This window comes from Pseudomonas sp. Hp2 (assembly GCF_006386585.1).
Lineage (GTDB): Bacteria > Pseudomonadota > Gammaproteobacteria > Xanthomonadales > Xanthomonadaceae > Pseudomonas_S > Pseudomonas_S boreopolis.
In genome coordinates this window covers 1-25,336 of record NZ_VAHJ01000010.1, presented here as the reverse complement: position 1 = coordinate 25,336, position 25,336 = coordinate 1, and the positions used below count along the sequence as shown (strand labels likewise).

At 69.4% G+C, this 25,336-nt stretch carries 18 protein-coding genes; 9 read left to right on the top strand and 9 right to left on the bottom strand.

What is annotated here, in order from left to right:
- Positions 1 to 30 precede the first annotated feature (30 nt).
- Genes FD678_RS19750 through FD678_RS19735 form a run of 4 tightly spaced genes read left to right on the top strand, consistent with a single transcriptional unit; the run spans position 31 to position 3,609 of the window.
- On the top strand, positions 31 to 1,503 hold the full coding sequence (locus FD678_RS19750) for an MFS transporter (RefSeq protein WP_140727960.1): 1,473 nt from the start codon (positions 31 to 33) through the stop codon (positions 1,501 to 1,503).
- Between the two features lie 23 nt (positions 1,504 to 1,526).
- Positions 1,527 to 2,543 (top strand): glycoside hydrolase family 43 protein, encoded by a 1,017-nt coding sequence (locus FD678_RS19745; protein WP_140727959.1) that lies wholly within the window; start codon positions 1,527 to 1,529, stop codon positions 2,541 to 2,543.
- A gap of 5 nt (positions 2,544 to 2,548) precedes the next feature.
- Positions 2,549 to 3,370 (top strand): aldose epimerase family protein, encoded by an 822-nt coding sequence (locus FD678_RS19740; RefSeq protein WP_140727958.1) that lies wholly within the window; start codon positions 2,549 to 2,551, stop codon positions 3,368 to 3,370.
- A 32-nt stretch (positions 3,371 to 3,402) separates the two neighbouring features.
- Complete coding sequence (locus FD678_RS19735) at positions 3,403 to 3,609, top strand: YdcH family protein (RefSeq protein ID WP_140727957.1); 207 nt, start codon at positions 3,403 to 3,405, stop codon at positions 3,607 to 3,609.
- A 329-nt stretch (positions 3,610 to 3,938) separates the two neighbouring features.
- Here FD678_RS19735 and plsB read toward each other — a convergent pair whose 3' ends face one another.
- A complete protein-coding gene (gene plsB, locus FD678_RS19730) occupies positions 3,939 to 6,593 on the bottom strand; it encodes a glycerol-3-phosphate 1-O-acyltransferase PlsB (RefSeq protein WP_218569891.1) in 2,655 nt (884 codons plus the stop codon).
- 8 nt (positions 6,594 to 6,601) lie between these two features.
- Complete coding sequence (locus tag FD678_RS19725; RefSeq protein WP_140727955.1) at positions 6,602 to 7,525, bottom strand: hypothetical protein; 924 nt, start codon at positions 7,523 to 7,525, stop codon at positions 6,602 to 6,604.
- Positions 7,526 to 7,889: 364 nt separating this feature from the next.
- Here FD678_RS19725 and FD678_RS19720 point away from each other — a divergent pair, with 364 nt between their 5' ends.
- The 3 genes from FD678_RS19720 (at position 7,890) to FD678_RS19710 (ending at position 15,114) form a co-directional block, all read left to right on the top strand.
- Entirely contained in the window at positions 7,890 to 10,910 is a 3,021-nt protein-coding gene (locus FD678_RS19720; RefSeq protein ID WP_140727954.1) for a galactose-binding domain-containing protein, read from the top strand.
- Positions 10,907 to 11,953: a LacI family DNA-binding transcriptional regulator gene (locus tag FD678_RS19715; protein WP_218569890.1), complete on the top strand. Its 1,047-nt coding sequence runs from the start codon at positions 10,907 to 10,909 to the stop codon at positions 11,951 to 11,953. The genes FD678_RS19720 and FD678_RS19715 overlap by 4 nt, the downstream gene beginning before the upstream one ends.
- Before the next feature lie 101 nt (positions 11,954 to 12,054).
- Positions 12,055 to 15,114 (top strand): TonB-dependent receptor domain-containing protein, encoded by a 3,060-nt coding sequence (locus FD678_RS19710; RefSeq protein WP_140727952.1) that lies wholly within the window; start codon positions 12,055 to 12,057, stop codon positions 15,112 to 15,114.
- Between the two features lie 265 nt (positions 15,115 to 15,379).
- Here FD678_RS19710 and pyrF read toward each other — a convergent pair whose 3' ends face one another.
- Positions 15,380 to 16,129, bottom strand: coding sequence for an orotidine-5'-phosphate decarboxylase (pyrF, locus tag FD678_RS19705; RefSeq protein ID WP_140727951.1), 750 nt, complete (start codon positions 16,127 to 16,129; stop codon positions 15,380 to 15,382).
- Positions 16,126 to 17,070 carry a 5'-nucleotidase, lipoprotein e(P4) family gene (locus FD678_RS19700; RefSeq protein WP_140727950.1) on the bottom strand — a complete coding sequence of 315 codons (945 nt, stop codon included), beginning with the start codon at positions 17,068 to 17,070 and terminating at the stop codon, positions 16,126 to 16,128. Before FD678_RS19700 ends, pyrF begins: the two co-directional genes overlap by 4 nt.
- Before the next feature lie 104 nt (positions 17,071 to 17,174).
- Between FD678_RS19700 and FD678_RS19695 the strand changes: the two genes are divergently transcribed.
- Positions 17,175 to 17,837, top strand: coding sequence for a YceH family protein (locus tag FD678_RS19695; RefSeq protein ID WP_140727949.1), 663 nt, complete (start codon positions 17,175 to 17,177; stop codon positions 17,835 to 17,837).
- Positions 17,838 to 17,952: 115 nt separating this feature from the next.
- Here FD678_RS19695 and FD678_RS19690 read toward each other — a convergent pair whose 3' ends face one another.
- Together FD678_RS19690 and rep are read right to left on the bottom strand one after the other, a co-directional pair.
- Entirely contained in the window at positions 17,953 to 18,468 is a 516-nt protein-coding gene (locus FD678_RS19690; RefSeq protein WP_218569889.1) for a GNAT family N-acetyltransferase, read from the bottom strand.
- A 101-nt stretch (positions 18,469 to 18,569) separates the two neighbouring features.
- The gene (rep, locus tag FD678_RS19685) at positions 18,570 to 20,546 is read right to left on the bottom strand and encodes a DNA helicase Rep (RefSeq protein ID WP_140727948.1); all 1,977 of its coding nucleotides are present in this window, start codon (positions 20,544 to 20,546) and stop codon (positions 18,570 to 18,572) included.
- A gap of 184 nt (positions 20,547 to 20,730) precedes the next feature.
- On the opposite strand from rep, the gene FD678_RS19680 reads away from it, so the two are divergent.
- The gene (locus tag FD678_RS19680) at positions 20,731 to 21,354 is read left to right on the top strand and encodes a thymidine kinase (protein WP_140727947.1); all 624 of its coding nucleotides are present in this window, start codon (positions 20,731 to 20,733) and stop codon (positions 21,352 to 21,354) included.
- A gap of 140 nt (positions 21,355 to 21,494) precedes the next feature.
- Here the strand turns inward: FD678_RS19680 and FD678_RS19675 are convergent, their stop codons facing one another.
- From FD678_RS19675 to mutM, 3 genes are all read right to left on the bottom strand, one after another.
- The gene (locus FD678_RS19675) at positions 21,495 to 23,099 is read right to left on the bottom strand and encodes a glucan biosynthesis protein (RefSeq protein ID WP_140727946.1); all 1,605 of its coding nucleotides are present in this window, start codon (positions 23,097 to 23,099) and stop codon (positions 21,495 to 21,497) included.
- Between the two features lie 66 nt (positions 23,100 to 23,165).
- Complete coding sequence (locus FD678_RS19670) at positions 23,166 to 24,218, bottom strand: DUF4380 domain-containing protein (protein ID WP_140727945.1); 1,053 nt, start codon at positions 24,216 to 24,218, stop codon at positions 23,166 to 23,168.
- An 88-nt stretch (positions 24,219 to 24,306) separates the two neighbouring features.
- Positions 24,307 to 25,122: a bifunctional DNA-formamidopyrimidine glycosylase/DNA-(apurinic or apyrimidinic site) lyase gene (gene mutM, locus FD678_RS19665; protein WP_140727944.1), complete on the bottom strand. Its 816-nt coding sequence runs from the start codon at positions 25,120 to 25,122 to the stop codon at positions 24,307 to 24,309.
- Positions 25,123 to 25,336: the final 214 nt, after the last annotated feature.

The window sequence follows — 25,336 nt, the reverse complement described above, 5'->3', positions numbered from 1 at the left end:
AAGGATGACTTCCCCCCACTGCCGGCTTCCATGAACGATCGCACCCAAACCCTCTCCATCGGCGAGAAAGTCGGCTACAGCCTGGGCGACCTGGCCGCCAACCTGATCTTCCAGACCCTGGTCACCTTCCTGGCGTTCTTCTACACCGACGTCTACCGGATACCCGCCGGTACCGCCGCCAGCATCATCTTCGTGGTGGGCCTGCTGGGCGCGTTCGTGTTCACCCCGCTGATCGGCCTCGTCGCCGACCGCACCCGCAGCCGCTGGGGCAAGTTCCGCCCTTGGCTGCTATGGACGGCGCTGCCGTTCGGCGCGCTGTCGCTGCTCGCGTTCTCGACGCCGTCGCTGGGCGAGACCGGCAAGGTGGTCTACGCGCTGGCCACCTACACGCTGCTGATGCTGGTGTACGTGGCCAACAACCTGCCATACGCCGCCCTCAGCGGCGTGCTCACCGGCAACATGGCCCAGCGCAACAGCCTGTCCTCGTACCGCTTCGTCGCGGTGATGATCGCGCAGTTCATCATCCAGGTGCTGCTGCTGCCGCTGGTGCTGATCCTGGGCGGCGGCGACAAGGCCAAGGGATTCGAACACACCATGGCGCTGTTCGCGGCGATAGGCACGGTGTTCTTCCTGATCACCTTCTTCTCCACCCGCGAGCGCATCGTGCCGCACCCGGAGCAAACGTCCTCGGTGCGCCAGGACCTGCTCGACCTGGCCGGCAACGGGCCGTGGCGGGTGATGCTCGCGCTCACCGTGCTGGTGTTCGTCACGCTCGCCCTGAAGGGCGGCATGTACGTCTACTACTTCAAGTACTACCTCGATCCGCAGGCGCTCGCCGGCTTCATCGACCAGGTAGGCCTCCACCGACTGATCGCCGGCATCGACGCCATGCTCACCGGCATGGGCCTGGAGAGCCTGCACTGGCCCGAAGACCCGGCGACCTCGGCGTTCAGCCTGTTCAGCGCCGCCGGCATCATCTTCATGATCGTCGGCATCGGCTTCTCCAAGCCGCTGGCCGACCGCTTCAGCAAGCGCAACGTGTTCGCCGGCGCCTTGCTGCTGGCCACGCTGTGCCTGCTGGCGTTCTGGTTCTTCACCCCGCAGGCGATCTGGGCGGTGGTGTTCGCCTACATCCTGCACGGCTTCTTCTACGGCATCACCACGCCCTTGCTGTGGGCGATGATCGCCGACGTCGCCGACTATTCGGAATGGAAGACCGGCCGCCGCGCCACCGCGATCATCTTCTCGGCGATGCTGTGCGGGCTCAAGGTCGGCCTCAGCATCGGCGGCGCGCTGGTCGCCGCCATCCTCGCCAGCTACGGCTACGACGCCGCCGCGCCGGTGCAGTCGCCGCAGGTGGCGCACGGCATCCGCCTGACGGTCAGCCTCTACAGCGCCGTGCCCTTCCTCGCCGGCATCGCCCTGCTGGCCCTGTACCGCATCGACAAGCGGATGGAAAGCCGCATCGAACAGGAACTGGACGCACGCCGCGCCACCGCTTGATCCTCCCACCACCGCACGCCCCCATGAGCGAACCACTCGATCCCGAACGCCTGAAAGCCCTCAATGCCAGCGCCCTGTCGCCGCCGCTGGTGACCCACATCCATACCGCCGATCCCTCCGCGCACGTGTTCGAGGGACGGGTCTACGTCTATCCGTCGCACGACATCGAGCGCGGGGTCGGCTTCAACGACAACGGCGATCACTTCATGATGGAGGACTACCACGTCTTCCGGCAGGACTCGCCGGAAAGCGAAGCCGTCGATTGCGGCGTGGCCCTGCACCTGGACCAGGTGCCGTGGGCGCACCGGCAGATGTGGGCGCCGGACGCGGCGGAGAAGGACGGCACCTACTACCTCTACTTCCCGGCCAAGCGCGAGGACGGCCTGTTCCAGATCGGCGTCGCCAGCGGCCCGCGCCCGGAAGGCCCGTTCGTGCCCGAGCCGGAACCGATCGCCGGCAGCTATTCGATCGACCCGGCGGTGTTCGCCGACGAGGACGGCGCGTATTACCTGTACTTCGGCGGCCTGTGGGGAGGACAGCTCCAGCACTATCGCGACAACCGCTACGACCCGGCGCTTGCCGAGCCGGCCGCCGACGAGCCGGCGCTCGGCCCGCGCGTGGGCCGCCTCGCCGACGACATGAAGCGGTTCGCCGAGCCGCCGCGCGAGGTGCTCATCCTCGACGAGCACGGGCAGCCGCTGCGTGCCGGCGACAACGCCCGCCGCTATTTCGAGGCGCCGTGGCTGCATCGCTACAACGGCCGCTATTACCTGTCGTACTCCACCGGCGACACCCATCTATTGTGCTACGCGGTGGGCGACAGCCCGTACGGCCCGTTCACCTACAAGGGCGTGCTGCTCACGCCGGTGGTCGGCTGGACCACGCACCACTCCATCCTCGAGTTCGGCGGGCGCTGGTGGCTCTACTACCACGACTCGATCCTGTCCGGCGGGCTGACCCACCTGCGCAACGTCAAGGTCGCCGAGATCTTCTACGAAGAGGACGGCAGCATCCGTACCCTGCATCCGTACGGCGGCTGAGACCGATGCACGTCGACATCGCCCAGCGCGCGCTCCCTCCCGGCGCGCTGCTGGAGCTCCGCCACGGATCGATCGCCGTCGAGGTGGCGCCCGAGGCCGGTGGGCGCATCGCCCAGGTCCACCGCCACGGCACGCCGTGGCTGGTCGGCCACGACGAGGGCAACGCCGCCGCCATCGCCTGGGGCTGCTATCCGATGCTGCCGTGGGCCGGGCGCATCCGCCACGGCGCGTTCCGCTTCGACGGTCACGACTATCGGCTGCCGCGTACCTTCGGCGCGCATGCGATCCATGGCGTCGGCTTCCTGCGGCCATGGCGGGTCGAGTCGCACACGGCGGCGCGGTGCCGCCTGTCGCTGGCGCTGCCGGAGGACGAGCAGTGGCCGTTCGGCGGCGTGGCCACGCAGGTCATGGAACTGCACGACGACGGCCTGCTGCTCACGATGTCGATGCAGGCCGTGCAGCGCGCGATGCCGCTGCCGGTGATCGGGTGGCACCCCTGGTTCCGCAAGCCGGATCGCCTGGATTTCGTGCCCGAGGCCATGTATCCGCGCGACCGCGAAGGCCTTGCCACGCGGCCGCCAGTGGCGCCCTCCGCGGGCCCCTGGGACGACTGCTTCATCCATCCCGGCCCGGTCCGCCTCCACCGCGGCGGCGGCGAACTGGTCCTCGGCTCCGATTGCCGGCACTGGGTGGTCTACGACGAGCCCGGCCATGCCACCTGCGTGGAACCGCAGACCGGCCCGCCGGACGCCTTCAACCTGCAACCGGACGCGCGCCTGCTGCCGGGGCAATCGGTCCAGGCCTGGTTCCGCTGGCAGTGGCGGTGACGGCGTCCGCGGCAGGTGTGTATGCTCGCCGCGTGGAGACCCTGACCCCCGCCGACATCGCCGAACGCGTCGCCCGGTTGCGGATCGAACACCGCGAACTGGACGCGCACATCGCCGCGATGATCGAGGACGCGCAGTCCGACGAACTGGCGATCAAGCGGCTGAAGAAGCGCAAGCTGCAGCTCAAGGACTGCATCGCGCGCCTGGAGAGCATGCTGATCCCGGACGAGCCGGCCTGAAGGCGCCGGCAACGCCCGTATGGGATCGCGTATACCGGATCAATCTTCGTCGCCGCCAGCCAGCATCGCGCGAACGCCATCTTCCAGCGGCCAAGGATGCCGGCCGACAAGCCGGCCACCTTGACGGGATCGAAGGTCCCCAAGCAGTTGCGGACCAGGATGTTGCGGAAACCGCTGGTCTCGCGCCGGCGAATGCGCGGGAACCGCCGAATGGCGGCCCGGCCTGCAACTGCCGTCCTTCCTGGAGCGCAGATCGCCCAACAGCATGGCGGCGTCCTCTCGTGCGCGGCCCTTGCGCCGCGCCATCCCACCCCGACCTCCGCAGGGCCTCAGTCGACCGACGCGCCGGTCGTTTCCGTCTCCACCTTCGCCGCCGCCGGACTCACCCGCTCGATGGTGTGTCGCAGCTCGCGGCCTAAGATGAACTTGGCGTCCTTTGCCCACGCGTCCAGGCGCTCGTCGAACACCAGCTTGCTGTTCTCGTCCGGCCACACCAGCTTCAGCTCGCGCAGCTTCTGGATGAAGCCGCGGAACAGCGCCTTGTCGAAGAACTCCGGCGCCGCCGGCGCGTACAGCAGGCTCAAGCGCTGCGCGGCCTGCTGGCACAGGCTCTCCAGCTCGGCGGCGCCGAGCGTGCCGGGTCCGTTCTTGGCCAGCACCGAGATGGTGATGTAGTAGCGCTCGAACGCCTGCTGCAACGAGTGGCCGATGGCGCGCAGCCGGAACACCTCGTCGGTCTGCCCGGTATTGCGCGCGAGCAGGCCGTCGCCTTCGTCGTTGACGTGCAGCAGCAGGCCCTCGCGCACGAACACCTCGATGGTGCGGTCGATGCGCTCGGCGAACTCGTCCTCGCTCCACGGCAGGAACAGCTCGGCCTGCAGGAACGGGTACACCGAGCGCCCCAGCCGCAGCAGGGTACCGCGGTTCATGCGCCGGTTGTTCTGGAAGCAGCACGCCACCCACGAGGCCGCGGTGAACAGGTGCAGCACGTTGTTGCGGAAATAGCTCAGCAGCACCGCGGTGTCGCCGCTGACGCCGAGCACGTCGCCGAGCGGATGCGGCGTGCGCGTGAGCACGGCGATCTCCTCGGCGTGGGCGATGATGCGCTCGGGCGAATGCGGGGTGACCGTGACCCGGTCCGAGTACGGCAGCTCGGCCAGCAGCTTCTTGCACAGCTCGATCTGCGCGATCAGGTCGGCCTCGCCCATCGCATGCTTGGGCGTGGACAGCAGCGCCAGCGCCAGCAGGTTGATCGGGTTGACGTCGGCGGCGCCGTTGACGTGCACCTGGATCCGCTGGGCCAGCGTGTCGACGGCGCGCGCCAGCCATGCCGGCTTCTCCTCCTCGGAGACCGGCTGGCCGTTCCACTCCGGCGCCTGCTCGGCCAGCACGTCGTCCAGCGCGATCGGCTCGCCGAAGTTCACCACCACCTGGCCGTAGTTCTGCTTGAGCACCTTGGGGATGCCCCACAGCAGCGCCCAGATCGACTCCTTCTCCTTCGGCCGGCCGGACAATTCGTCCAGGTAGCTGCGGCCTTCCATCAGCTTCTCGTAGCCGATGTAGACCGGCTGGAACAGCACCGGGCGCCGCTGCTGGCGCAGGTAGGCGCGCACCGTCATCGCGATCGATCCGCCCTTGGGCTGGAGCAGCCGGCCGGTGCGCGAGCGCCCGCCCTCGATGAAGTACTCGATCGAGTAGCCGCCCGACACCAGCTGTGCCATGTACTCGCGGAAGACCGCCGAGTACAGCGCGTTGCCCTTGAAGGTGCGCCGCGCGAAGAAGGCGCCGCCCTTGCGCAGCAGCGTGCCGACCACCGGCAGGTTGAGGTTGACGCCGGCGAAGATGTGCGGCGGCACGATGCCGCGTTCGTACAGCAGGTACGACAGCAGCAGGTAGTCCATGTGGCTGCGGTGGCTGGGCACGTACACGATCTCGTAGCCCGGCGCGGCCTGCTTGAACTTGTCCAGGTGGTGCACCAGCACGCCGGCGTAGATCCGGTTCCAGACGTGGCTGAGCAGGAAGCTGGCCGAGCGCACCACCGGGCTGGAGTAGTCCGCGGCGATCTCCCAGGCATAGGCCTGGGCCTTGCGCCAGGCATCGACCGGCTTGCTGTTGTCGCGCTTGGCCTGCGCGGCGATCGCCTCGCGCACCGGCTCGGCCGCCAGCACCTGGTCCACGAGCGTGCGGCGGGTCGACAGGTCGGGCCCGATCACCGCCTCGCGGATGCGGCGGAAGTGGGTGCGCAGCACGCGTTGCAGCTTGCGCAGCGTGCGCTCGGGCTGCAGGCCCTCGTCCACGGTCTGGCGCAGCGATATCGGCGGCGAGAAGCGGACGATGGTGGTGCGGCCGTTGAGCAGCACCGCCAGCAGGCGGCGGAAGCGGCCGACCAGCGCCCAGTTCTCCGAGAACAGCACCGCGAACCAGCCGCTCTGCCGGTCCGGGGCGCGGCCGACGAAGATCGACACCGGCACCAGGTGCACGTCCAGGTCGGGCCGGGTGCGGTGCGCCTGCAGCAGCTTGGCGAGCGAATCGGAGTGGGTCCTGGCGCCGCGCTGCTCGGGGATCAGCGAATTGCTGGAACTGCGCCGCGACAGCGCCAGGTAGGCGCGCTTGCGCTGCAACGGGTCGCCGGGCAGCGGCACCAGCGGCGACGGCAGCCCGGCCTGGCGGCAGGCCTTGTCGAGGATCAGCGCGTTGGACAGGCCGTAGTCCTCCAGCACGTACACGACCGGGCGGCCATCGTTGTACTGGCCCGGCTGCTCCGGCTCGATGGTCAGCTCCAGCCAGGGCTCGGCCAGCCGGCCGAGCAGGCGCGCCCACAACGGGCGGCGCTCGCTTTTCTGCGGCGCGACGGCCGGTACCGGCGCGGTCGCGGCCGGGAGCGGATCGGAGGTGGGCGCGGGCTCGGCGGCGGTCGCGGCGTCCTGCGGCGCCGATGTGGCCGGACGCTCGTCCGGGAAGGGCAACGGATTCTGTTCTGGCATCGGCGGCATTATCGCCCAGCCGTCGGGGCGGTGTCCGGCGGCGACGGCGCCGGCACCGGGCTGGCCAGCAGCTGCGCGACCTCGTCCTGGGTCTGCCGCAGGTACCAGCGGCCTTCGCGCCGCACCAGGCTGGCGGTGGTGTCGATCTCGGCGGCGGCCAGCGGATAGTGGATGCGCACCTGCGCCTGGTCGCCCTGTTGGCTGACCAGCCCGCTGCGCAGCTCGTCCAGGGTGGTGTCCAGCGGCAGGTCGTAGCGGGCCAGCACGGCCTTGACCGTGGCGAAGAACGGACCGAGCCGGCGCAGGCTTTCCTCCATGCCGGCTTCGCGCAGCGCAGCCTCGCTGCCGAGGCCGGTCTTGCGCGCGGCCGCGGCCAGCTCGGCGATCGCCTGCCGGGCCAGGCCGCGGTCGGCCAGGGGCGCCGAGGCCGCCCATTGGCTGAGCGCGGTCACCAGTTGCACGTAATGGCCCCGCTGCTCCGGGCTGTAGCTGCCCTGGTTGCGCAGGTACTGCACGCCGAACATGCCCAGCGACTGCGCCGCCTCGCGGATCCCGGCGGCCTGGCCGGCGAACTGCTGGTCGAAGGACTTCTGCAGGGTCTTCTCGGCGTCCGGCCGCGACAGTGCGGCCAGCAATGCCGGCAGTTCGTCCGACAGCGGCAGTTCGGTCAACGGCCAGCGGCTGCGGCCTTCGCGCCAGGCGGTCTCCAGCTGGCCGTACTGGGCCGGGGTCACCATCGTCTTGGCATAGGCGACGAGATCGTTGTTGCGCAGGTGCACCACGAACTGGTGCACGGCCGCGGACGGCGCCGCGTCGGCGCCGGGCAGGGGCTCGGCGGAATGCCGGTTGCACCCCGCCCCCAGCACGGCGGCGGCCAGCAGCAGCCAGGGCAGCAGGGACGGCGGGCGGAGCCGGGCAAGCGAAGGCGGCATGGGCGGTTTCGATTTCCCCGATCGATCCGCCATCTTGCGGGTTGGTGATGACCGCGGCAAGGCAACGCCCGGACCGGCGCTGCGACCCTTGTCCCGCGCTGTCTCCGCCGCGGACAAATGTGGACAGACATGTCCGCGCATGCCCAAGTGTTTCATTCCCATGGCATGCCCCGGCGAATATTGCAGTGCATCATGTAAACGCTTGCAGTTCCTGATAGCGTGCGCGCCGCCTCATTTCCGGGGCCTCGGTGGAGAGCGAGGGCGGGGAGTGACCGGAACACGCGCCAATTGCCAAGCAGTCATCACCAGGCCAGCCCGCCGGCTCGGCCTTGCATTCGCCCTGCTTGTCCCGGCCTGGGCCGGCATGGCGCAGGACCTGCCGCCGCGCGAGCAGTGGCGGGCCAGCAGTTCATCGCAGCAGGTCCAGGCCATGGCGGTCGAGCACCTGATCGATGGCGATCCGGCGACCCGCACCGGCGGCGCCTTCAGCCCGGGCCACTGGTTCCAGATCGACCTGGGCCATGCGGCGATGCTGGGCGGCGTCCGCCTGCAATGGGACCTGGCCAACCCTGAGGGCTACCGCCTCCAGACCTCGGTCGATGGCACCCGGTGGCAGGACGCCTACGCCATGCCCGATTCGCTGGGCGGCACCGAGACCGTGTTCTTCTCGCCACGCAGCGCGCGCTACCTGCGCCTGGCCAGCCCCGATCGCACGGCCGACTGGGGCGTGTCGATCTACGAGATGGAGCCGCTGGCCGCGTCCGCCAGCGCGCGCGTGGCCGGGCTCGACCCGGCGCAGGCCGCCGCGCTGTGGCAAGGCGGCGGCGCGGTCGCGATCCCGGCCGCGCGCGATCGCGGGCACGCGCTGGAGATCACGCTGCCACGCGCCCTGCCGACGGCCGGCCTGGCCGTGGACTGGGCCGGCCCGCACGGCGCGGCCCGGCTGCAGGCCCAGGACGCACGGGGTCGCTGGAGCGAACTGGCACGCGATCCCCAGGCCGGCAGCCGCCAGAGCAGCTGGCTCGCCGGCAACGCCGCGGTGACCGCACGGGCCCTGCGCCTGGTGGTCGAGGGTGACGCGCCCCGGGTGGCGCGCATACGCCTGCTGGGACCGGCGGCGACCATGACGCCGATGAAGCGCTACCAGATCGCCGCCACCGGCGCGCAGCGCGCGTTGTTCCCGGCCTCGCTGCACCTGCAGCAGACCTATTGGACCGCGGTCGGCGTGCATGCCGGCCGGCAGAAATCGATCTTCGACGAATACGGCAACCTGGAAGCGTTCAAGGGCGCGCCGCTGGTGCAGCCGATCTGGCGCAATGCCGACGGTACCGCCGCCGGTGCCGCCGACCGGCCGGTGCGGCATGCGCTGCGCGACGGCTGGAAGCCGATGCCGTCGGTCGCCTGGACCCCGCAACCCGGGCTGGAACTGCAGAGCGAGGCGTTCGCGGTCGAGCTCGGCGGCCAGCCGGTCACGTTCGTGCGCCATCGCCTGCGCAACACCGGCAGCGTCCCGGTGGACGGCACCCTGTCGCTGGCGGTGCGGCCGATGCAGATGAACCCGCCGTGGCAGAACGGGGGACTGTCGCCGATCCGCGACGTCGCCATCGAAGGCCAGGCCGTGCGCATCAACGACCGGCGCCTGCTGCACTCGCTGACGCCGGTGGATGCCGCCGGCGCCGCGCCGTTCGGCCCGGACGGCAGCACCGAGATCACCGCCGCGATCGCGGCAGGCCAGTTGCCGGCGACGCCGAAGGCGCACGATCCCGACGGCCTGGCCGCCGCCGCGTTGGCCTACCGGGTCCACCTCGCACCGGGCGCCAGCCGCTCGGTGGTGGTCGCCTTCCCGCTCGGCACCGCGGCCGCGGCCGCCGACGGCACGCTGCCGGAAGCGCCGGTGCCGGACCTGGGCGACGCGCCGCGCGATCCGGACGCCGCCTTCGATGCGCTGGCCGCGCGCGTCTCCGCCGACTGGCAGGCCCGGCTCGGCCAGGTCGGCCTGCGCCTGCCCGATCCCTCGCTCGTGGACATGCTGCGCGCGCAGGCCGCGTACATGCTGATCAACCAGACCGGCCCGGCGATGCAGCCCGGCCCGCGCAACTACAACCGCTCCTTCATCCGCGACGGCATGGCCACCTCGGCGGTGCTGCTGCGCATGGGCGAGTCGAAGGTCGCGCGCGACTACCTGGCCTGGTACAGCGAGCACGGCGTGCATCCCAACGGCCTGGTCTCGCCGATCCTCAACGACGACGGCACCGTCAACACCGGGTTCGGCTCGGACATCGAGTACGACAGCCAAGGCCAGTACATCGCGCTGGTCGCCGACGTTGCGCGGTTGGACGGCGGCCCGGAAACGGTGCGCGCCTACCTGCCGAAGGTGAAGGCCGCGATGCGCTTCTTGCAGGAATTGCGCGAACGCACGCTGGTGCCGGGCTACATGGCGGGCCAGCCGGCGCCGGAACGTTTAGCCGGCATCCTGGCGCCGTCGATCAGCCACGAGGGCTATCCCTCGCCGACGCACAGCTACTGGGACGACTACTGGGGACTGAAGGGCTGGCACGACGGCGCCTGGCTGGCCGAATCGCTCGGCGACCACGAAACCGCCGCGTGGGCGCGCGAACAGTACCGCGCGCTGCACGATTCGCTGGCCGCGTCGATCCGCGCGACGATGGCATGGAAGGGCGCCGACTTCATCCCGGCCTCGGCCGACCTCGGCGATGGCGACCCGACCAGCGTCTCGATCGCGCTCGATCCCACCGGCGCGCAGGACGTGCTGCCGCAGGACGCATTGCGCACCACCTTCGCGCGCTACCTGGACGACGTGCGCAAGCGCACCCGCCCCGGCGCGCTGTACGCCTACACGCCGTACGAGATCCGCAACGTGCTCAGCTACGTGCACATGGACCAGCCGGCCGTGGCCGACGAGCTGCTGCAGGACTTCCTGCGCGACCGCCGCCCGCAGGAATGGCAGGTGCTGGCCGAGGTGGTGCACTCGCGGCCGCGCTTTCCGCGCTACCTCGGCGACATGCCGCACACCTGGATCGGCGCGGAGTACGCGCGGACCCTGTTCGGCATGCTGATGCGCGAGGACGACGACGCCTTGTCGCTGCTGCCCGGCGCGCCGCCGGCGTGGCTGGCCGGCGAGGGCCTGGCCATCGATCGGCTGCCCACCGCCTATGGCATGCTGCGCCTGCAGGCGCGCCAGGACGGCGAACGCCTGCGGCTCTCGCTCGGCGAGGGCCTGCGCGCGGACGCGGCGCTGCGCGTCTGGTGGCCGGCGCGCACGCGCCCGAAACAGGTGCGCGTCGACGGCCGCGTCGTGCGCGACTACGACGCCAGCGGCGTCCTGCTGGAACGCCCCTTCCGCACGCTGGAGGCGCAATGGTGACCCGCGCACGCAGGGCCCGCGGCGACGGCGGCGTCACCATCCGCGACGTCGCCCGCCAGGCCAACGTCTCGGTGGCGACGGTGTCGCGCACCATCAACGGCCAGCAGCACGTCGCCGAAGCCGTGCGCCAGCGCGTGATGCAGGCGGCGCAGGCGCTGCACTACGTGCCGCACCATGCCGCGCGCAGCCTCAGCAGCCGGCGCACCCACACCATCGGCGTGGTGTTGCCGGACCTGTACGGCGAGTTCTTCTCCGAGCTGATCCGCGGCATCGACCAGGGCGCGCGCCAGCACGGCTACCACCTGCTGGTATCCAGCCACCACGGCCGCATCGACGAGCAGCGCAGCGCGCTGCAGCGCCTGCCCGGGCGCGTGGACGGCGTCCTGATGATGGCGCCGTGCAGCGACGAGAGCGGATTGTTCGACGGCCTGCCGGCCCACCTGCCGGCGGTGCTGCTCAACAGCGGCCCGCACTCGGCGCGCTATCCCGCGCTGGGCGTGGACAACTACGGCGGCGCGCGCGCGATGACGCGCCACCTGATCGACGCCGGCCATCGCCGCATCGCCTTCGTCGGCGGACCGCAGGACAGCTTCGACGCGCACGAACGCCTGCGCGGCTATCGCGACGAGATGGCCCACGCCGGCCTGCCGCCCTGGGACCTGCCGGGCCTGTTCGACGAAGCCTCCGGTTACCGCGCCGGCCAGTCGCTGGCGAGCGGCGAGCGCCCGGACGCCGTGTTCGCGGCCAACGACACCATGGCGCTGGGCTGCCTGTTCGCCCTGAACCACGCCGGCCTGCAGGTGCCCGACGACATCGCCCTGGCCGGTTTCGACGACGTCCCGCTGGCGCGCTACGTGCACCCCGCGCTGACCACGATGCACGTGGACATCGCCGGGCTCGGCGCGCGCGCCCTGCAACTGCTGATCGACCAGCTTTCTCTCCCGGCAGATGACGCGAATCCTACGGCGCCGTCCACCTCCGGGATCGTTCCCGAACTGATCGTCCGCGCCTCGAGCGCCCCCCGGAGGCCCCGCATGGCCTGATCCCTTCGCACCCGCGTCACCCGCCCACTGCTTTTTTGCATCTTCGATTCGCTCCAGTTCCAAACCACCCGTCTTGCGCTGTCCCTTGGGAGAGGGTTGCCATGAAGAAGAATCAAAATCCGTTGTCGAGCCTGCCCGCGCGCAGCCTGCTGTACTGCGCCCTGGCCACCGGCCTGTTCGCCGCCGCGCCGCTGGCGCTGGCGCAGACCAGTACCGCCACGCTGCGCGGCCAGGTCGCCGCCGCGCAGAGCGGCGCCGAAGTCACCGTCACCAACGTCGCCACCGGCTCGGTGCGCCGCGCGCCGGTCAACGCCGGCGGCAGCTACACGATCGTCGGCCTGCCGCCGGGCACCTACACCGTCGAATCCGGCGGCGTCAGCCGCACCGTCACGCTGTCGGTGGCCTCCACCGCCACCGTCAACCTGGAGGCGCAAGCGCAGGCGCCGGCCGGCGACGCCACCACGCTCGCGGCCGTGAACGTGTCCGCGCCGCTGATCCGCGACGTGAAGACCTCCGAGGTCGGCAACACCGTCTCGCTGCGCCAGATCCAGCAGTTGCCGCAGGCCACGCGCAACTTCCTGGAATTCGCCGACACCGTGCCGGGCATGGTGTTCCAGATCGACGGCGACGGGAACACCAAGCTGCGCGGCGGCGCCTCCAACGCCAGCTCCGGCAACCTGTACATCGACGGCGTCGGCCAGAAGAGCTACGTGCGCAGCGGCGGCATCGCCGGCCAGAGCGACACCCAGGGCAACCCGTTCCCGCAGCTGGCGATCGGCGAGTACAAGGTCATCACCTCGAACTACAAGGCCGAGTACGGCCAGGTCAGCGGCGCGGCGATCACCGCGGCGACCAAGTCCGGCACCAACGAGTTCCACGGCGAGGTGTTCTACCGCTACACCGACCAGGACCTGCGCGACAAGCGGCCCGACGAGGAGAAGTCCGGCAAGATCGACTCGCAGACCAAGGAATACGGCTTCGCGCTGGGCGGCCCGATCATCAAGGACCGCATGCACTTCTTCGTGGCCTACGAAGGCAAGGACAACGTGGTGCCCAAGAGCGTGCAGCCCGATGCCAATGCGGGCCCCTATGTCGGCTACCTGCCTTCCAACATCAGCAGCCAGTACGGCGCGGCCAACATGCCGTTCTCCGAGGACCTGTACTTCGGCAAGATCGACTTCGAGCCGACCGACCGCGACCGCTTCGAACTGAGCGGCCTGTACCGCGACGAAACCCAGGTCGGCAATGTAGGCGACACCGATGCGCCGGACCATGGCGTCAACAAGATCAACAAGGACAAGCGCGCCACCCTGCGCTGGCAGCACAGCGCCGACGCCTGGTACAACGAGTTGATCGTCGGCACCGAGGACTCGGAGAACAACCCGACGCCGATGAGCATCGGCAATGGTGTCGTCTACAAGTACCTCAACTACAACGATCCGAACATCGGCGAGTACACCTACCTGGCGACCGGCTCGGCAGGTGGCCTCAACGTGCAGCGCAAGCAACAGAAGGGCTGGTTCCTGCAGAACGACCTGACTTTCACCAGCTTCCAGTGGCACGGCGACCACACCATCAAGATGGGCGTCAGCTACAAGGACGTCGAACTGACCGCCCAGGACGCGGCCGCGCTGAATCCGCAGTTCGCCTACTCGGTCGACGCCAACGGCGTGGCGTCGACGCCGTACCGCGTGGACTTCGTCGCGCCCTTCGACACGCCCGGGCAGAAGGCCACCGTCAAGTCGCCGTCCAAGCAGTACGGCATCTACATCCAGGACGATTGGGCGGTCAACGACAAGCTGATGCTCAACATCGGCGTGCGCTACGACTACGAGGACACCCCGGCCTATACCGACTTCGTCACCTCGCAGGCGTACGTCGACGCGCTGTACTCGGACGACCCGCAGAATCCGGGCCATCCGTGGGCCGACCGCCTGCTTGCCACCGGCATCAACGTCGCCGACTACATCAGCACCGGCCACAACCGCAAGAACTTCAAGGACGCCTGGGCACCGCGCTTCGGCTTCTCCTACGACTTCTTCGGCGACGAGACCGCGGTGCTGCACGGCGGTGCCGCCCGCTCCTACGACCGCAACCTGTTCGAGCAGCTGGCGCTGGAAACCAGCAAGTCCGCGTTGTCGCCGGTGGTGGTGTATTTCCAGAACCCGGCCACCGGCGCCTGCTACAAGGCCGACAACACCTGCGTCGCGTGGGACCCACGCTTCCTGCAGGGCGTGGACCAGCTCAACACCATCCCGGGCGTCGGCAAGAGCGCCGAGCTGTTCCTGTTCAACAACAAGCTCAAGACGCCGTACAGCGACCAGTACAGCATCGGCATCAGCAACCAGGTCGGCGAGTGGCTGACCGACGTGACCTTCCAGCGCATCCTCAGCTACGACGGCTTCGCGATGTCGCTGGTCAACCGCTTCCCGGACGGCTCGTACTTCAGCCCCACCGGCGGTGCGCCGTGGGACCAGCCGGTGCCGGGCTACCGCAACAGCATCCTCGGCATGAACGGCCTGGAGCAGCGTTCGAGCCAGGTGCTGCTGTCGGCCGAGAAGCCCTACACCAAGGAATCGGGCTGGGGCCTGACGCTGTCCTATACCCATACCAGCGCGCGCCAGAACCGCAACATCGACGAGCCGTATGCGTTCGACAAGCCGACCATCCACGACTATCCGTTCGTGAAGTCCAACGCGGTCTCGGCGCACCGCTTCGTCGCCTCCGGTTCGATCGACGGCCCATGGGGCGTTACCTTCGGTGCCAAGCTCGTGCTGGCCACGCCCATGCCGCAGAACACCATCGCCTGCTTTGGCCACACCGATCCCGATGGCGCGACTTGCCAACAGATCGGGTTCGTGCCGCCGGGCAGCGGCAAGTTCCTGTTCGGCGGCAATATCTGGGGCTACCGCACGGTTGATTTCCAGGCCACCAAGGAGTTCACCGTGTACAAGGACTTCAAGATGTCGGCGCGCATCAACCTGCTCAACGCCTTCAACTTCAAGAACTACAACACGTACGTCTACGGTGGTCCGAACGGAGCCGGCAACTACTTCGGCACCGGGGGCGCGCTGGATACCAGCTACGTTTCGATCAACCGGAGCGGCGAAATCCTGTACGTCCCGCGCACGGTGACGTTCGAGATCGGCGCGAAGTTCTGATCCGATCCATCGCGATCCCGGCCCATGCATCGCATGCATGGCCGTTCTTCGACGGGGCCCACGGGCCCCGTCGTCGTATCCGCCCCGCAAGCGCATCTGCCGCGCCGCCGGCCATGATCGGCGAACAAAAAAAGAGGCCGCGCACCCGGAGGTATCGCAGGCCCCTCGAAACCGGCTTTGAGCCGGAGGACGGTGTTGTGGCACATCTCCGGCCGTACGGGCCGGACGGCGGCATCGTACGCCGCCGGCGAATCTAAGGCAACACTTAATTTATTACAGGTAAGTAATTGTTATAAATAGAAATTGCACCGGCGATCTCGCGCTGGATGGCCTCCGCGGCCACCCGGGGATCGGCCGCCAGCCGGATCGGGCGCCCCACCACGATCGCATCGGCACCGTCGGCGAAGGCCTGCGCCACGCCGACCGTGCGCTGCTGGTCGTCGCCCACCGGGCCGCCGGGACGGATGCCCGGGCAGACGATCGAGAAATCCGCACCCGTGGCGCGACGGATCGGCGCGGCCTCCTGGCCGGAGGCGATCACGCCGTCGATACCGGCCGCCTGCGCGGCCAGCGCGCGCTCGACCACCACCTCGACCGGTTCGCGGTCGATGCCCATCTGCGCCAGGTCGGCGCGTCCCATCGAGGTCAGCACCGTCACCGCCAGCAGCCGCATTTCGCCGCCGTTGGCCTCGGCGGCGGCCTGCATCATCGCCGGATGCCAGCCATGGATCGTGCAGTAGTCCACCGGCCATTGCGACAGCCGCCGGATCACGCCCGCCACCGTCGCCGGGATGTCGAAGAACTTCAGGTCGACGAACACGCGCTTGCCGCGCCGGGCCAGCGCGTCGAGCACGTCGAAATACTCGCCCGAGGCCAACAGCTCCATGCCGATCTTGTAGAACGACACCGACTCGCCGAGGCGATCCACCCACTCGATCGCCTCGGCGCGGCCGGGCACGTCGAGCGCGAAGATCAGCCGCTCGCGCGCACCCAACGGCAACGGGCCGCGGCTCATGGCGCCACGTCCAGCGCGGCGCGCTTGGCATCGTGGCGGGCCTGCCACGGCTGGCCGTAATCGTTGTTGAACTGCGCCGGTTCCCAGCCGCCGTAGCTCGGGTTCGGCAGCATCCACCAGCGCTCGCCGAACCAGTCGTGGTATTGCTGCAGCAATGCGCCGCGGCCTTCCGGCGTGTTGGCGGCCACCTGCACGAAATCGCCGAGCTGGTCGCCGAACTGCATCAGCACGCGGTACTTCTGGCCGGCGAGGCGGCGGCGGCAGTTCTTTTCGCTGCCGTTCTGCTCGCAATCCTTCACGAAGGTGCCCAGGCCCAGGAACACGCCGTCGTCGGCCACCGGCATGCCTACCGCCTTGAGATTGGCGAGGGTCGCCTCCTTCAGGTGCACCGCGCGATTGGAGATGTACAGCACGGTGACGCCCTTGGCGTTGGCGGCCCTGGCGAAATCCACCACGCCGGGGATCGCCCTGGCCTTCTTCTCGGCCACCCAGGCGTCCCAGCTCACTTCGTCGTATTCCTTGCCGTTGCGCACCAGCCGCGCCTGATAGGGCGAGTTGTCCAGCACGGTCTCGTCCACGTCCATGATCACCGCCGGCTTCAGGCCGTCGGCGGCATTGGCGCGCTCTTCCGGCACCAGCGCATCCCAGTGCTTCTCCTTCAACGCGGCATCCAGCCTGTCGGCGGCGGCGCGGTAGGTCTGCTCGGCCAGCGCCTTGTACTCCTCCGAGCGCTGCATCCACAGCACGGCGTTGAGATTGTCGTCGCCGGCAGGGAGAGCCGCGGGCTTGGCGGAGGCGGCATCCGCCGGTTTCGCCTCGTCGCCGGCCGGTGCGCTGGCCGGCTGTGCCTGCGACGCGACATCGTCCGCGCGCTTGCAGGCCGGCAGCGCCAGCACGGCACCGATCAGGAGCGGTAGGGTCAGGGAAGCGGAACGGCGCATGGCATCCAACCGAAGTAAAGACCCGCAATTCTACCGGCCGGGCTTCGGCGGTTCGACATCGGCGTCGGCTATCCTGCGCGCCCAGCCTTCCGGAGCCCGCGCGCATGCATACCGACTCCCTGCCCGAACTGCCGGTCCTCGACGCCGCCCAGGCGCGTGCCCTGGGGTGCCTGATCGAGAAGGAAGCCACCACGCCGGACGCTTACCCGCTCACGGTCAATGCCACCCACGTCGCCGCCAACCAGAAGACCGCGCGCGACCCGGTGCTGACGCTGGAGCCGGGCGAGGTCCACAATGCGCTGCGCCGCCTGGAAGCCCTCGGCCTGGTGCGCCAGCAGTTCTCCTCGCGCGCCGAGCGCTACGAGCACCGGCTCGGCAGCGCGCTCGACCTGACCCAGCAGCAGGTGGCGCTGCTGGGCCTGCTGCTGCTGCGAGGCCCCCAGACCGCCGGCGAGCTGTTCGCCCGCAGCGAACGGTTGGCCCGCTTCAACGACCTGGACGACCTGCGCCACCACCTCGACCGGCTGGTGCAGCGCGCGCTGGCGGTCGTGGTCCCGCGCGCCAGCGGCCAGCGCGAGGACCGCTACATGCACCAGCTGTGCGGCGCGGTGGACGTCGCCGCATTGGCCGCCGCCGCGCCGACCACGCATGCCGGCGTCCCCGGAGGCAACGACCTGGACGCTCGCGTGCGGGTCCTGGAAGACCAGGTGGCGCAGCTGCAGGAACAGCTCGCGCTGCTGCAGGAGCGGCTACAGGGCACCGTCTAACCGCCTTCCGTGAAGGCGGGAATGAGGACGGGTCGCTTGCGCGCCATCGGCTCGCACCCGGCCGGGCCTTCGCAGGGGACGACGGGCGGCTCCGCTCCGAACGGAGTCGCCCGGCTCAGAAGATGAGCTCGTAATACGCCCGCGGCTCGCGTTCGGCCGCGATCTTGTACTCGCCCTGGCGACGCAGCCCGAGCTTTTCCAGCAATCGCACCGAGGCGGTATTGCCCGGCCAAACGATGCCGCACACCCCGCGCATCCCGAGTACGTCGCGCGCATGCGCCAGTACCGCGCGCGAAGCTTCCTCCGCGTAGCCGCGGCCATGGTGCTCGTCGAGCAGGGCGTAGCCGATGTCGGCCAGTTCCAGGTCCGCCCGCTGGATCAGGCCGGCGGTGCCCAGGAACGTCCCGGCATCACGCAGCTCCAGCGCGTAATGGCCGAAGCCGTAGGTCGCGTACTGCGCACCGAGCCATTCCCGCAGGTAGTCGGCCGCCTGCTCGACGGTACGCACGCCGCGATCGGCGATGCCGCGGATGAAGCCGGGCTCGTTGAGGAGTACCAGCATCGCCGCCGCGTCGCGCTCCGGTTCCAGCTCGCGCAGGCGCAGGCGCTCGGTTTCGATCACGACGGGCACGATCCGCTCCTATGGGAAGGCAGTGCAGCCTGCCGCACCGGAACGAGGCTGGCAAGGTCCCGGCGCGCCTCCGCCCGGAACCGCCATGCCGTCCCCTTCGATCAGTCGAACAGCGCCTGGATCGCCGCCAGCCCGGCCTTGGCGCGTTCCTGCTTGCGCTCGGCATCGGCCACCGGATCGGCGCCGTCGCGCTGGATCTCCTCGGCCGGGATCTCGTCGAAGAAGCGGCTCGGCTTGAGCCGGATCTGCTCGCCGAACTTGCGCGTCACCCGGCTGTAGCTCATCCACAGCTGCTCCTTGGCGCGGGTGATGCCCACGTACAACAGCCGCCGCTCCTCCTGCAGGTTGCCCTCGTCCAGGCTGACCTCGTGCGGCAGCACGCCGTCCTCGCAGCCGACGATGAACACGTAGCGGAACTCCAGGCCCTTGGACGCATGCAGCGTCATCATCCGCACCTGGTTGCCGCCGTCGTCCTTGTCGTTGCGCGACAACAGCGCCAGCTGCGCGGCCAGGTCGCCCGCGCTGGCCCCGCGCGGGCCGCCCTCGAACCACTCGGCCAGTTCCTCCAGGTTGGCCTTGCGGCGCTGGAACGAGGCCTCGTCCTTGGCTTGGTTGCGCAGGTCGGCGACCAGGCCGGATTTCTCGGCCAACAGCCGCACCAGGTCGGCGGCGGGCAATTTGCCGGCCGCCTGGCGCAGCTCGCGCAGGATGTCGGTGAACGCGCTCAGGCCGTTGGCCGCGCGCGGCGGCAACTGCTGCAGCGCGCCCATCGACTCGGCCGCGCGCGACATCGGCACGTGCTTGGCCGCGGCCAGCTCGGCCAGCTTGGCCAGCGAACTGGCGCCGACCTCGCGCTTGGGCGACTGCACCGCGCGCAGGAACGCCGCGTCGTCGTCCGGATTGACCAGCAGGCGCAGCCACGACAGCACGTCCTTCACTTCCTGCCGCTCCAGGAACGCCGTGCCGCCGGTCAGGTGGTAGGGCACGCGCAGCAGCTGCATCGCCTTTTCCAGCGGACGCGACTGGAAGTTGCCGCGGAACAGGATGCAGAAATCGCTCCACGGCACCTGCTTGCTGGTGGCGATGAAGGAAATCTCCGCGGCGACCTTTTCCGCCTCGTGGTCGCTGTCGCGGCACTCCCATACGCGGATGCGCTCGCCGTCGGCCTGGTCGCTCCACAGCGTCTTCAGGTGCTCATGCGGGTTGTGCGCGATCAACGCGTTCGCGGCGCGCAGCACGCGATTGGAACACCGGTAGTTCTGTTCCAGCTTGATCACTTCCAGCTGCGGGTAGTCCTTGCCCATCTGCAGCAGGTTTTCCGGATTGGCGCCGCGCCAGGCGTAGATGCTCTGGTCGTCGTCGCCCACGCAGGTGAAGTTGCCCTTCGGCCCGGCCAGCATCTTCAGCAGCCGGTACTGCGCGTCGTTGGTGTCCTGGCACTCGTCCACCAGCAGGTAACCGATGCGCTCGCGCCAGGCCTTCACGATCTCCTCGTTCTCCTCGAGGATCTGCACCGGCAGGCGGATCAGGTCGTCGAAGTCGACCGCGTTGAACGTGGTCAACCGCGCCTGGTAGCGCGCGTACAGGCTGGCCGCCTCCATCTCGCGCGTGCTGCGCGCCGCCGCCATCGCCTGCTCCGGCGACAGCCCGGCGTTCTTGGCGCGCGAGATCAGGTTCTTGGCGTCCTCGATCGCGTCCGGCTTGGCGCCGTGCAGCAGGTCCTTGATCTGCGCGGTGGCGTCGTCGGTATCGAAGATCGAGAAACCGCGCTTGAGCCCGGCCGCCTCGTGCTCGATCTGCAGGAACTTGAGACCCAGCGCGTGGAAGGTGCAGATCGTCAACCCGTCGGCGCCGTCGCCGCGGATGCGCTTGGCCACGCGCTCGCGCATTTCCTTGGCCGACTTGTTGGTGAAGGTGATCGCCGCGATGCGCCGGGCCGGGTAGCGCCCGGTACCGATCAGGTGCGCGATCTTCTCCACGATCACGCGCGTCTTGCCGCTGCCGGCGCCGGCGAGCACCAACAGGGGACCTTCGCAGTGCAGGACCGCGGCGCGCTGGGGAGGATTGAGACCGTGCATGGGCGAACTTCCGTCGGCCGCGCATTGTACTGCGCCATCCCGCGCACCGCCCCTGTGGGAGCGGCTTTAGCCGCGATGGGGCTTTTCCCATTGAATCCCATACGAGCTTTCGCGGGAGATCCACCAGCAAGCCCCATCGCGGCTAAAGCCGCTCCCACAGGGGGCTCCCGCTTAGAATGGCCCCATGGCCAAGCTCTACTTCTACTACTCGGCGATGAACGCCGGGAAGACCACCACCCTGCTGCAGTCGGCGCACAACTACCGCGAGCGCGGCATGCGCACGCTGATCCTCACCCCGAAGCTGGACCATCGCGCCGGCAGCGGCGTGGTCGCCTCGCGCATCGGCCTGAGCGCCGAAGGGGTCCCCTTCGACCAGGGCACCGACCTGGAGCGGCTGGTCGAGGCGGATATCGCCGCGCACGGCAGGCTCAATTGCGTACTGGTGGACGAAGCGCAGTTCCTGCGCCGCGCGCAGGTCTGGCAACTCAGCGAAGTGGTCGACCGGTTGCGCATCCCGGTGCTGTGCTACGGCCTGCGCACCGATTTCCGAGGCGAGCTGTTCGAGGGCAGCCAGTACCTGCTGGCCTGGGCCGACGAGCTGCAGGAGATCAAGACCATCTGCCACAGCGGCAGCAAGGCCACGATGACCGTACGCGTGGACGAACACGGCCATGCCGTGCAGGACGGCCCGCAGGTGGAGATCGGCGGCAACGAGCGCTACGTCTCGGTCAGCCGCGCCGAGTTCAAGAAGATCATGCGCGGCGAAGGCCGCATCGAACCGCTGCAGGAATCGTTGCCGCTGCGTTGACGCCCCGCGTCTGTGGGAGCGGCTTCAGCCGCGACGGGGCTTTTCCGCTCAAATCCCGCACAGGGGCATGTGCGGGCTCTGCAGAGGGGCCTGCATGAAAGCCCCATCGCGGCTGAAGCCGCTCCCACGGGAATCGGGCCTCAATACAACTTGCGCTCCGCCACCGGCGGCGGCGTCCATTGGTACAGCCAAGTCTCGGTCAACGGCCGTCCGTCCGCGCCGCGCAGGTACAGGCGGATGTCGATCTGCTCGGTCGACTCGTCCGGCGGTACCACGTCGAACATCGCGCGGTAGCCGGAGATCTCGTGCAGCGGCCGTGCCGAGACGATCTCGGCCTTGCCGCGCGTGAGCTGCAACACCGCCTCGACCTTCAGGTCGTTGGCCTTGGCCAGTTTCGCCAGCTCGCCGCCGGCGAAGTCCACGGCGAAGCGCCACGAGAAGTACTTGCGCTTCTGCCCGACCACGCCGCCCAGCCCGGTGCGGGTCGCCACGCAATGCGCCAGCGGCGAGGACGCCGGCGGCTGCGCGCCCCAGTACAGGCGATAGCCGTACAGCAGCTCCTGCCCCGCCTGCGGCTTCTCGGCCGGGTTCCAGAACGCGACGATGTTGTCGAAGGTCTCGTCCACCGTGGGGATCTCGACCAGCTGCACCGAACCCTTGCCCCATCCCTGCTTGGGCTCGACCCACAGGCACGGGCGCTTCTCGTAGAACACGCCGTCGTCCTGGTAGTGGTCGAAGTTGCGATCGCGCTGCAACAGGCCGAATCCCTTCGGGTTGTCGTCGACGAACACGTTGAAGCGCAGGTGCGGCGGATTGCACAGCGGCCGCCACAGCCACTCGCCGCCGCCGGTCCACAGCGACAGGCCATCGGTGTCGTGGATCTCCGGGCGCCAGTCCCAGGCCATGCGGCGGTCGTTCTCGCCGTACTGGTACATGCTGGTGCATGGCGCGATGCCGAGCCGCTCGATGGCCTTGCGCGGGTACAGCGCGGCATCGACGTCCATCAGCAGCACGTCGCCGTTGGTGATCGCGAAGCGGTACGCACCGGCCACGCTCGGCGAGTCGAGCAGGCCATAGACCACCACCGTGTCCGAGTCCGCCGCCGGTTGTTCGAGGTAGTAGGCGATGAAGTCCGGGAATTCCTCCGGTCCGCCGCTGCCGGTATCGATCGCCAGGCCGCGCGCCGACTGCCCGTACTGCCCTTCCTTGCCGACCGCGCGGAAGTAGCTGGCGCCCAGGAACGCGGCGAAGTCGCGGTCGGTATCCTGCCGGGTGTTGAGGCGGAAACCGGCGAAGCCGAGGTCCTTCGGCAGGCCCGCCCCCTTCAGGCCGCTGCTGCCGTAGTCGAAGGCGGCCGGATCGTACGCCAGCTCCTGCGCCTTGCCGTCGACCACGTCGAACATCCGCACCGGCGTGTGGAAGTACAGGCCCAGATGGAAGAACTTCGCCTGGAACTTGCCGGGCACGTTGGCCCACAGCGCGTGGTCCTGGCGATAGCGGATCGACTGGTACTGGTCCCAGTCCAGCGCCTCGACCGGAGCTGGCAAGGTGCGCTTGTGGCTTTGGTAGTCGCGACTGGCGAGCGCGCGGGCCTGGCCCTTCAGCCAGGCATAGTCGAAGGGTTGCGGCTGGCCGAGGCGGCGCAGGCCGACCGCCTGGGCGGCCAGCGCCCATTGCGGGAGGGCGGGCAGCCCCAGCGCGGCGAGAGCGGCGGCGGCATTCTTCAGGAAGTCGCGTCGTTGCATGGGCTGTCTAGCTGGGCATCGGGAGGCACATGATAGCCACCCGCCGGTGATGACGAAGGCCAGGGCCTACCCGGGCGGGCAGGCACCTGCCAGCGCGAGCGCATCCGCCTGCTCGCACAGGAAGCGCCGCTGCGCCGCCGCCTCGTCCGGGCCGTCGTAGCGCAGCAGCGTCCATCGCTCGGCCGCCTGCATCGACGCGCCCGGCGCAAGCTGCCGATAGGGTGCGTGCACTTCCATCTCCAGCAGGCCCGCGGGCGCATCCCCGGCGGGAGCATCCACGTACAGCTCCACCTGGCCTTGCTCGGGATGGATGCGCTCGCGCGGCTGGTGCGCGAAACGGATCACCAACGCCTGCCGTCCCTGGAATCCGGCCATCCACCCCGCCGCCGGCTGCAGCAGGAACTTGCCGCGCTGCGCCGCGCGATCGTCCTTGGCCGACAGCACGAGCATGCCGTCGGCACGGACGTGGGCGGGCACGCTGAATCCTTCGCCGGCGGGCTGGATGCGCACGTCCGCCGGCGCGGAGGAGACCGGCACGAACACGCGCGTGGCGGCCGGCACCCGCGTGTTGAACCACAGGTCCCAGGCCACCGCTTGCTTGCGCACGTTGCGGGCTTCCACCTGCAGCTCGACGCTGTCCGGCCGCTCCCTGGACAGCGCAAAGCGCTTGCGCAGCTGCACGCCGCTGACCGGGCTTTCCACGCCGAGCAATGCGAGCGAAGCCGGCGTGCGGCCCAGCGTCCGTGTCGTGGCGAAGCCGAGATACGGGTCCGGCGGCCAGTTGGCCCGCGCCTGCCGGCGTGCCGGGTTCGCCTGCTGGTGCAGCCACCATTCGCTCTGCGGCCCCACCCAGACATCGTGGCCCAGATAGGCGATGTCGCCGGCGTCCGCGCTCACCGGGGGATCGGGCCGGTCCTTCACCGCCTCGCCGATTTTCAGGAAGTTCGGTTCGCCATCGCGCTGCAGCCCCAGTACGCGCCCGCCCAGCCCGGGCGTGACGGTCAGCCGGAGAGTACCGTTCTCCAGCGCGATCTCCTCCACCGGCGCCGGGCCCGCCAGCGCGGAGGCGCACCAGCAGGCGAGCAGCGCAGGGAAGGCAAGCAAGCGGTGCCTGGACATGTCGAAGATCCTCCCTCGGAAGCCACCGATTGTCGCACCGGCCTGGCGCCTGCCGGCAAGCGGCGCAGAGGCGAACCGGTGCCGGGACTCAGCGCTGGCAGCGACCGCACCATACCGTGGCGCGCTGCCCGATCGTCGCATGCCTGAGTACGCGTCCGCAGCGCACGCAGGCTTCGCCTTCGCGCCCGTACACCATCAGTTCCTGTTCGAAGTAACCGGGCGCGCCATCGGGACTGATGAAATCCCGCAACGTGGTACCGCCGCGGGCGATCGCATGGCCGAGGATCTCCTTCACTGCGGCCGCCAGGCGCTCGTAGCCGGCCCGCGACACCTTGCCGGCCTCGCGGCGGGGATCGATCCCGGCGCGGAACAGGCTCTCGGCCGCATAGATGTTGCCGACGCCGACCACGATGCGCTGGTCCATCAGGAAGGTCTTCACCGGCGCGCTGCGGCCCTTGGCGAGCCCGTGCAGGTAGCCGCCATCGAAATCGTCCGAGAGCGGTTCCGGCCCGAGTTCCGCCAGCAGCGGATGCAACTCGCCCGCCGCTTGCCAGAGCAGGCAACCGAACCGGCGCGGGTCGTTGAAGCGCAGCACGTGGCCATTGGCCAGGCAGATGTCGACATGGTCGTGCGCGCGCGGCAGCACGTCGCCGGGCAGCACGCGCAGGCTGCCCGACATGCCCAGGTGGATGATGGCGCTATCGCCCCGATCGGTGTCCAGCAGCAGGTATTTCGCGCGGCGCCGGATGCCGGCGATGCGGGAACCGGGCAGGCGATCCTCGATCTCCGCGGGAATGGGCCAACGCAGGTCGGGGCGCCGCAGGATGACGCCATGGATGGCCTGTTGCAGCAGGTGCGGCAGCAACCCGCGACGCGTGGTTTCGACTTCGGGGAGTTCGGGCATGCAGGGATTGTAATCCCGGGCCTCTTGGCCCGGACCTTTCCGGCGTGCGGCATCGTGGCCCGCGCCGGGCAGGACGTGGCGCACGGTCTGCGCGAAGTGTTTTCAATATTAAAGTGCGGGAGGGGTTGGTGCTGTTTTTGTTTTGCGCAAAGAACAACCCCCCAGCTTTAGGCTGGGGGGTTGTGGGGTAAAGCCCCTGGCGATGACCTACTCT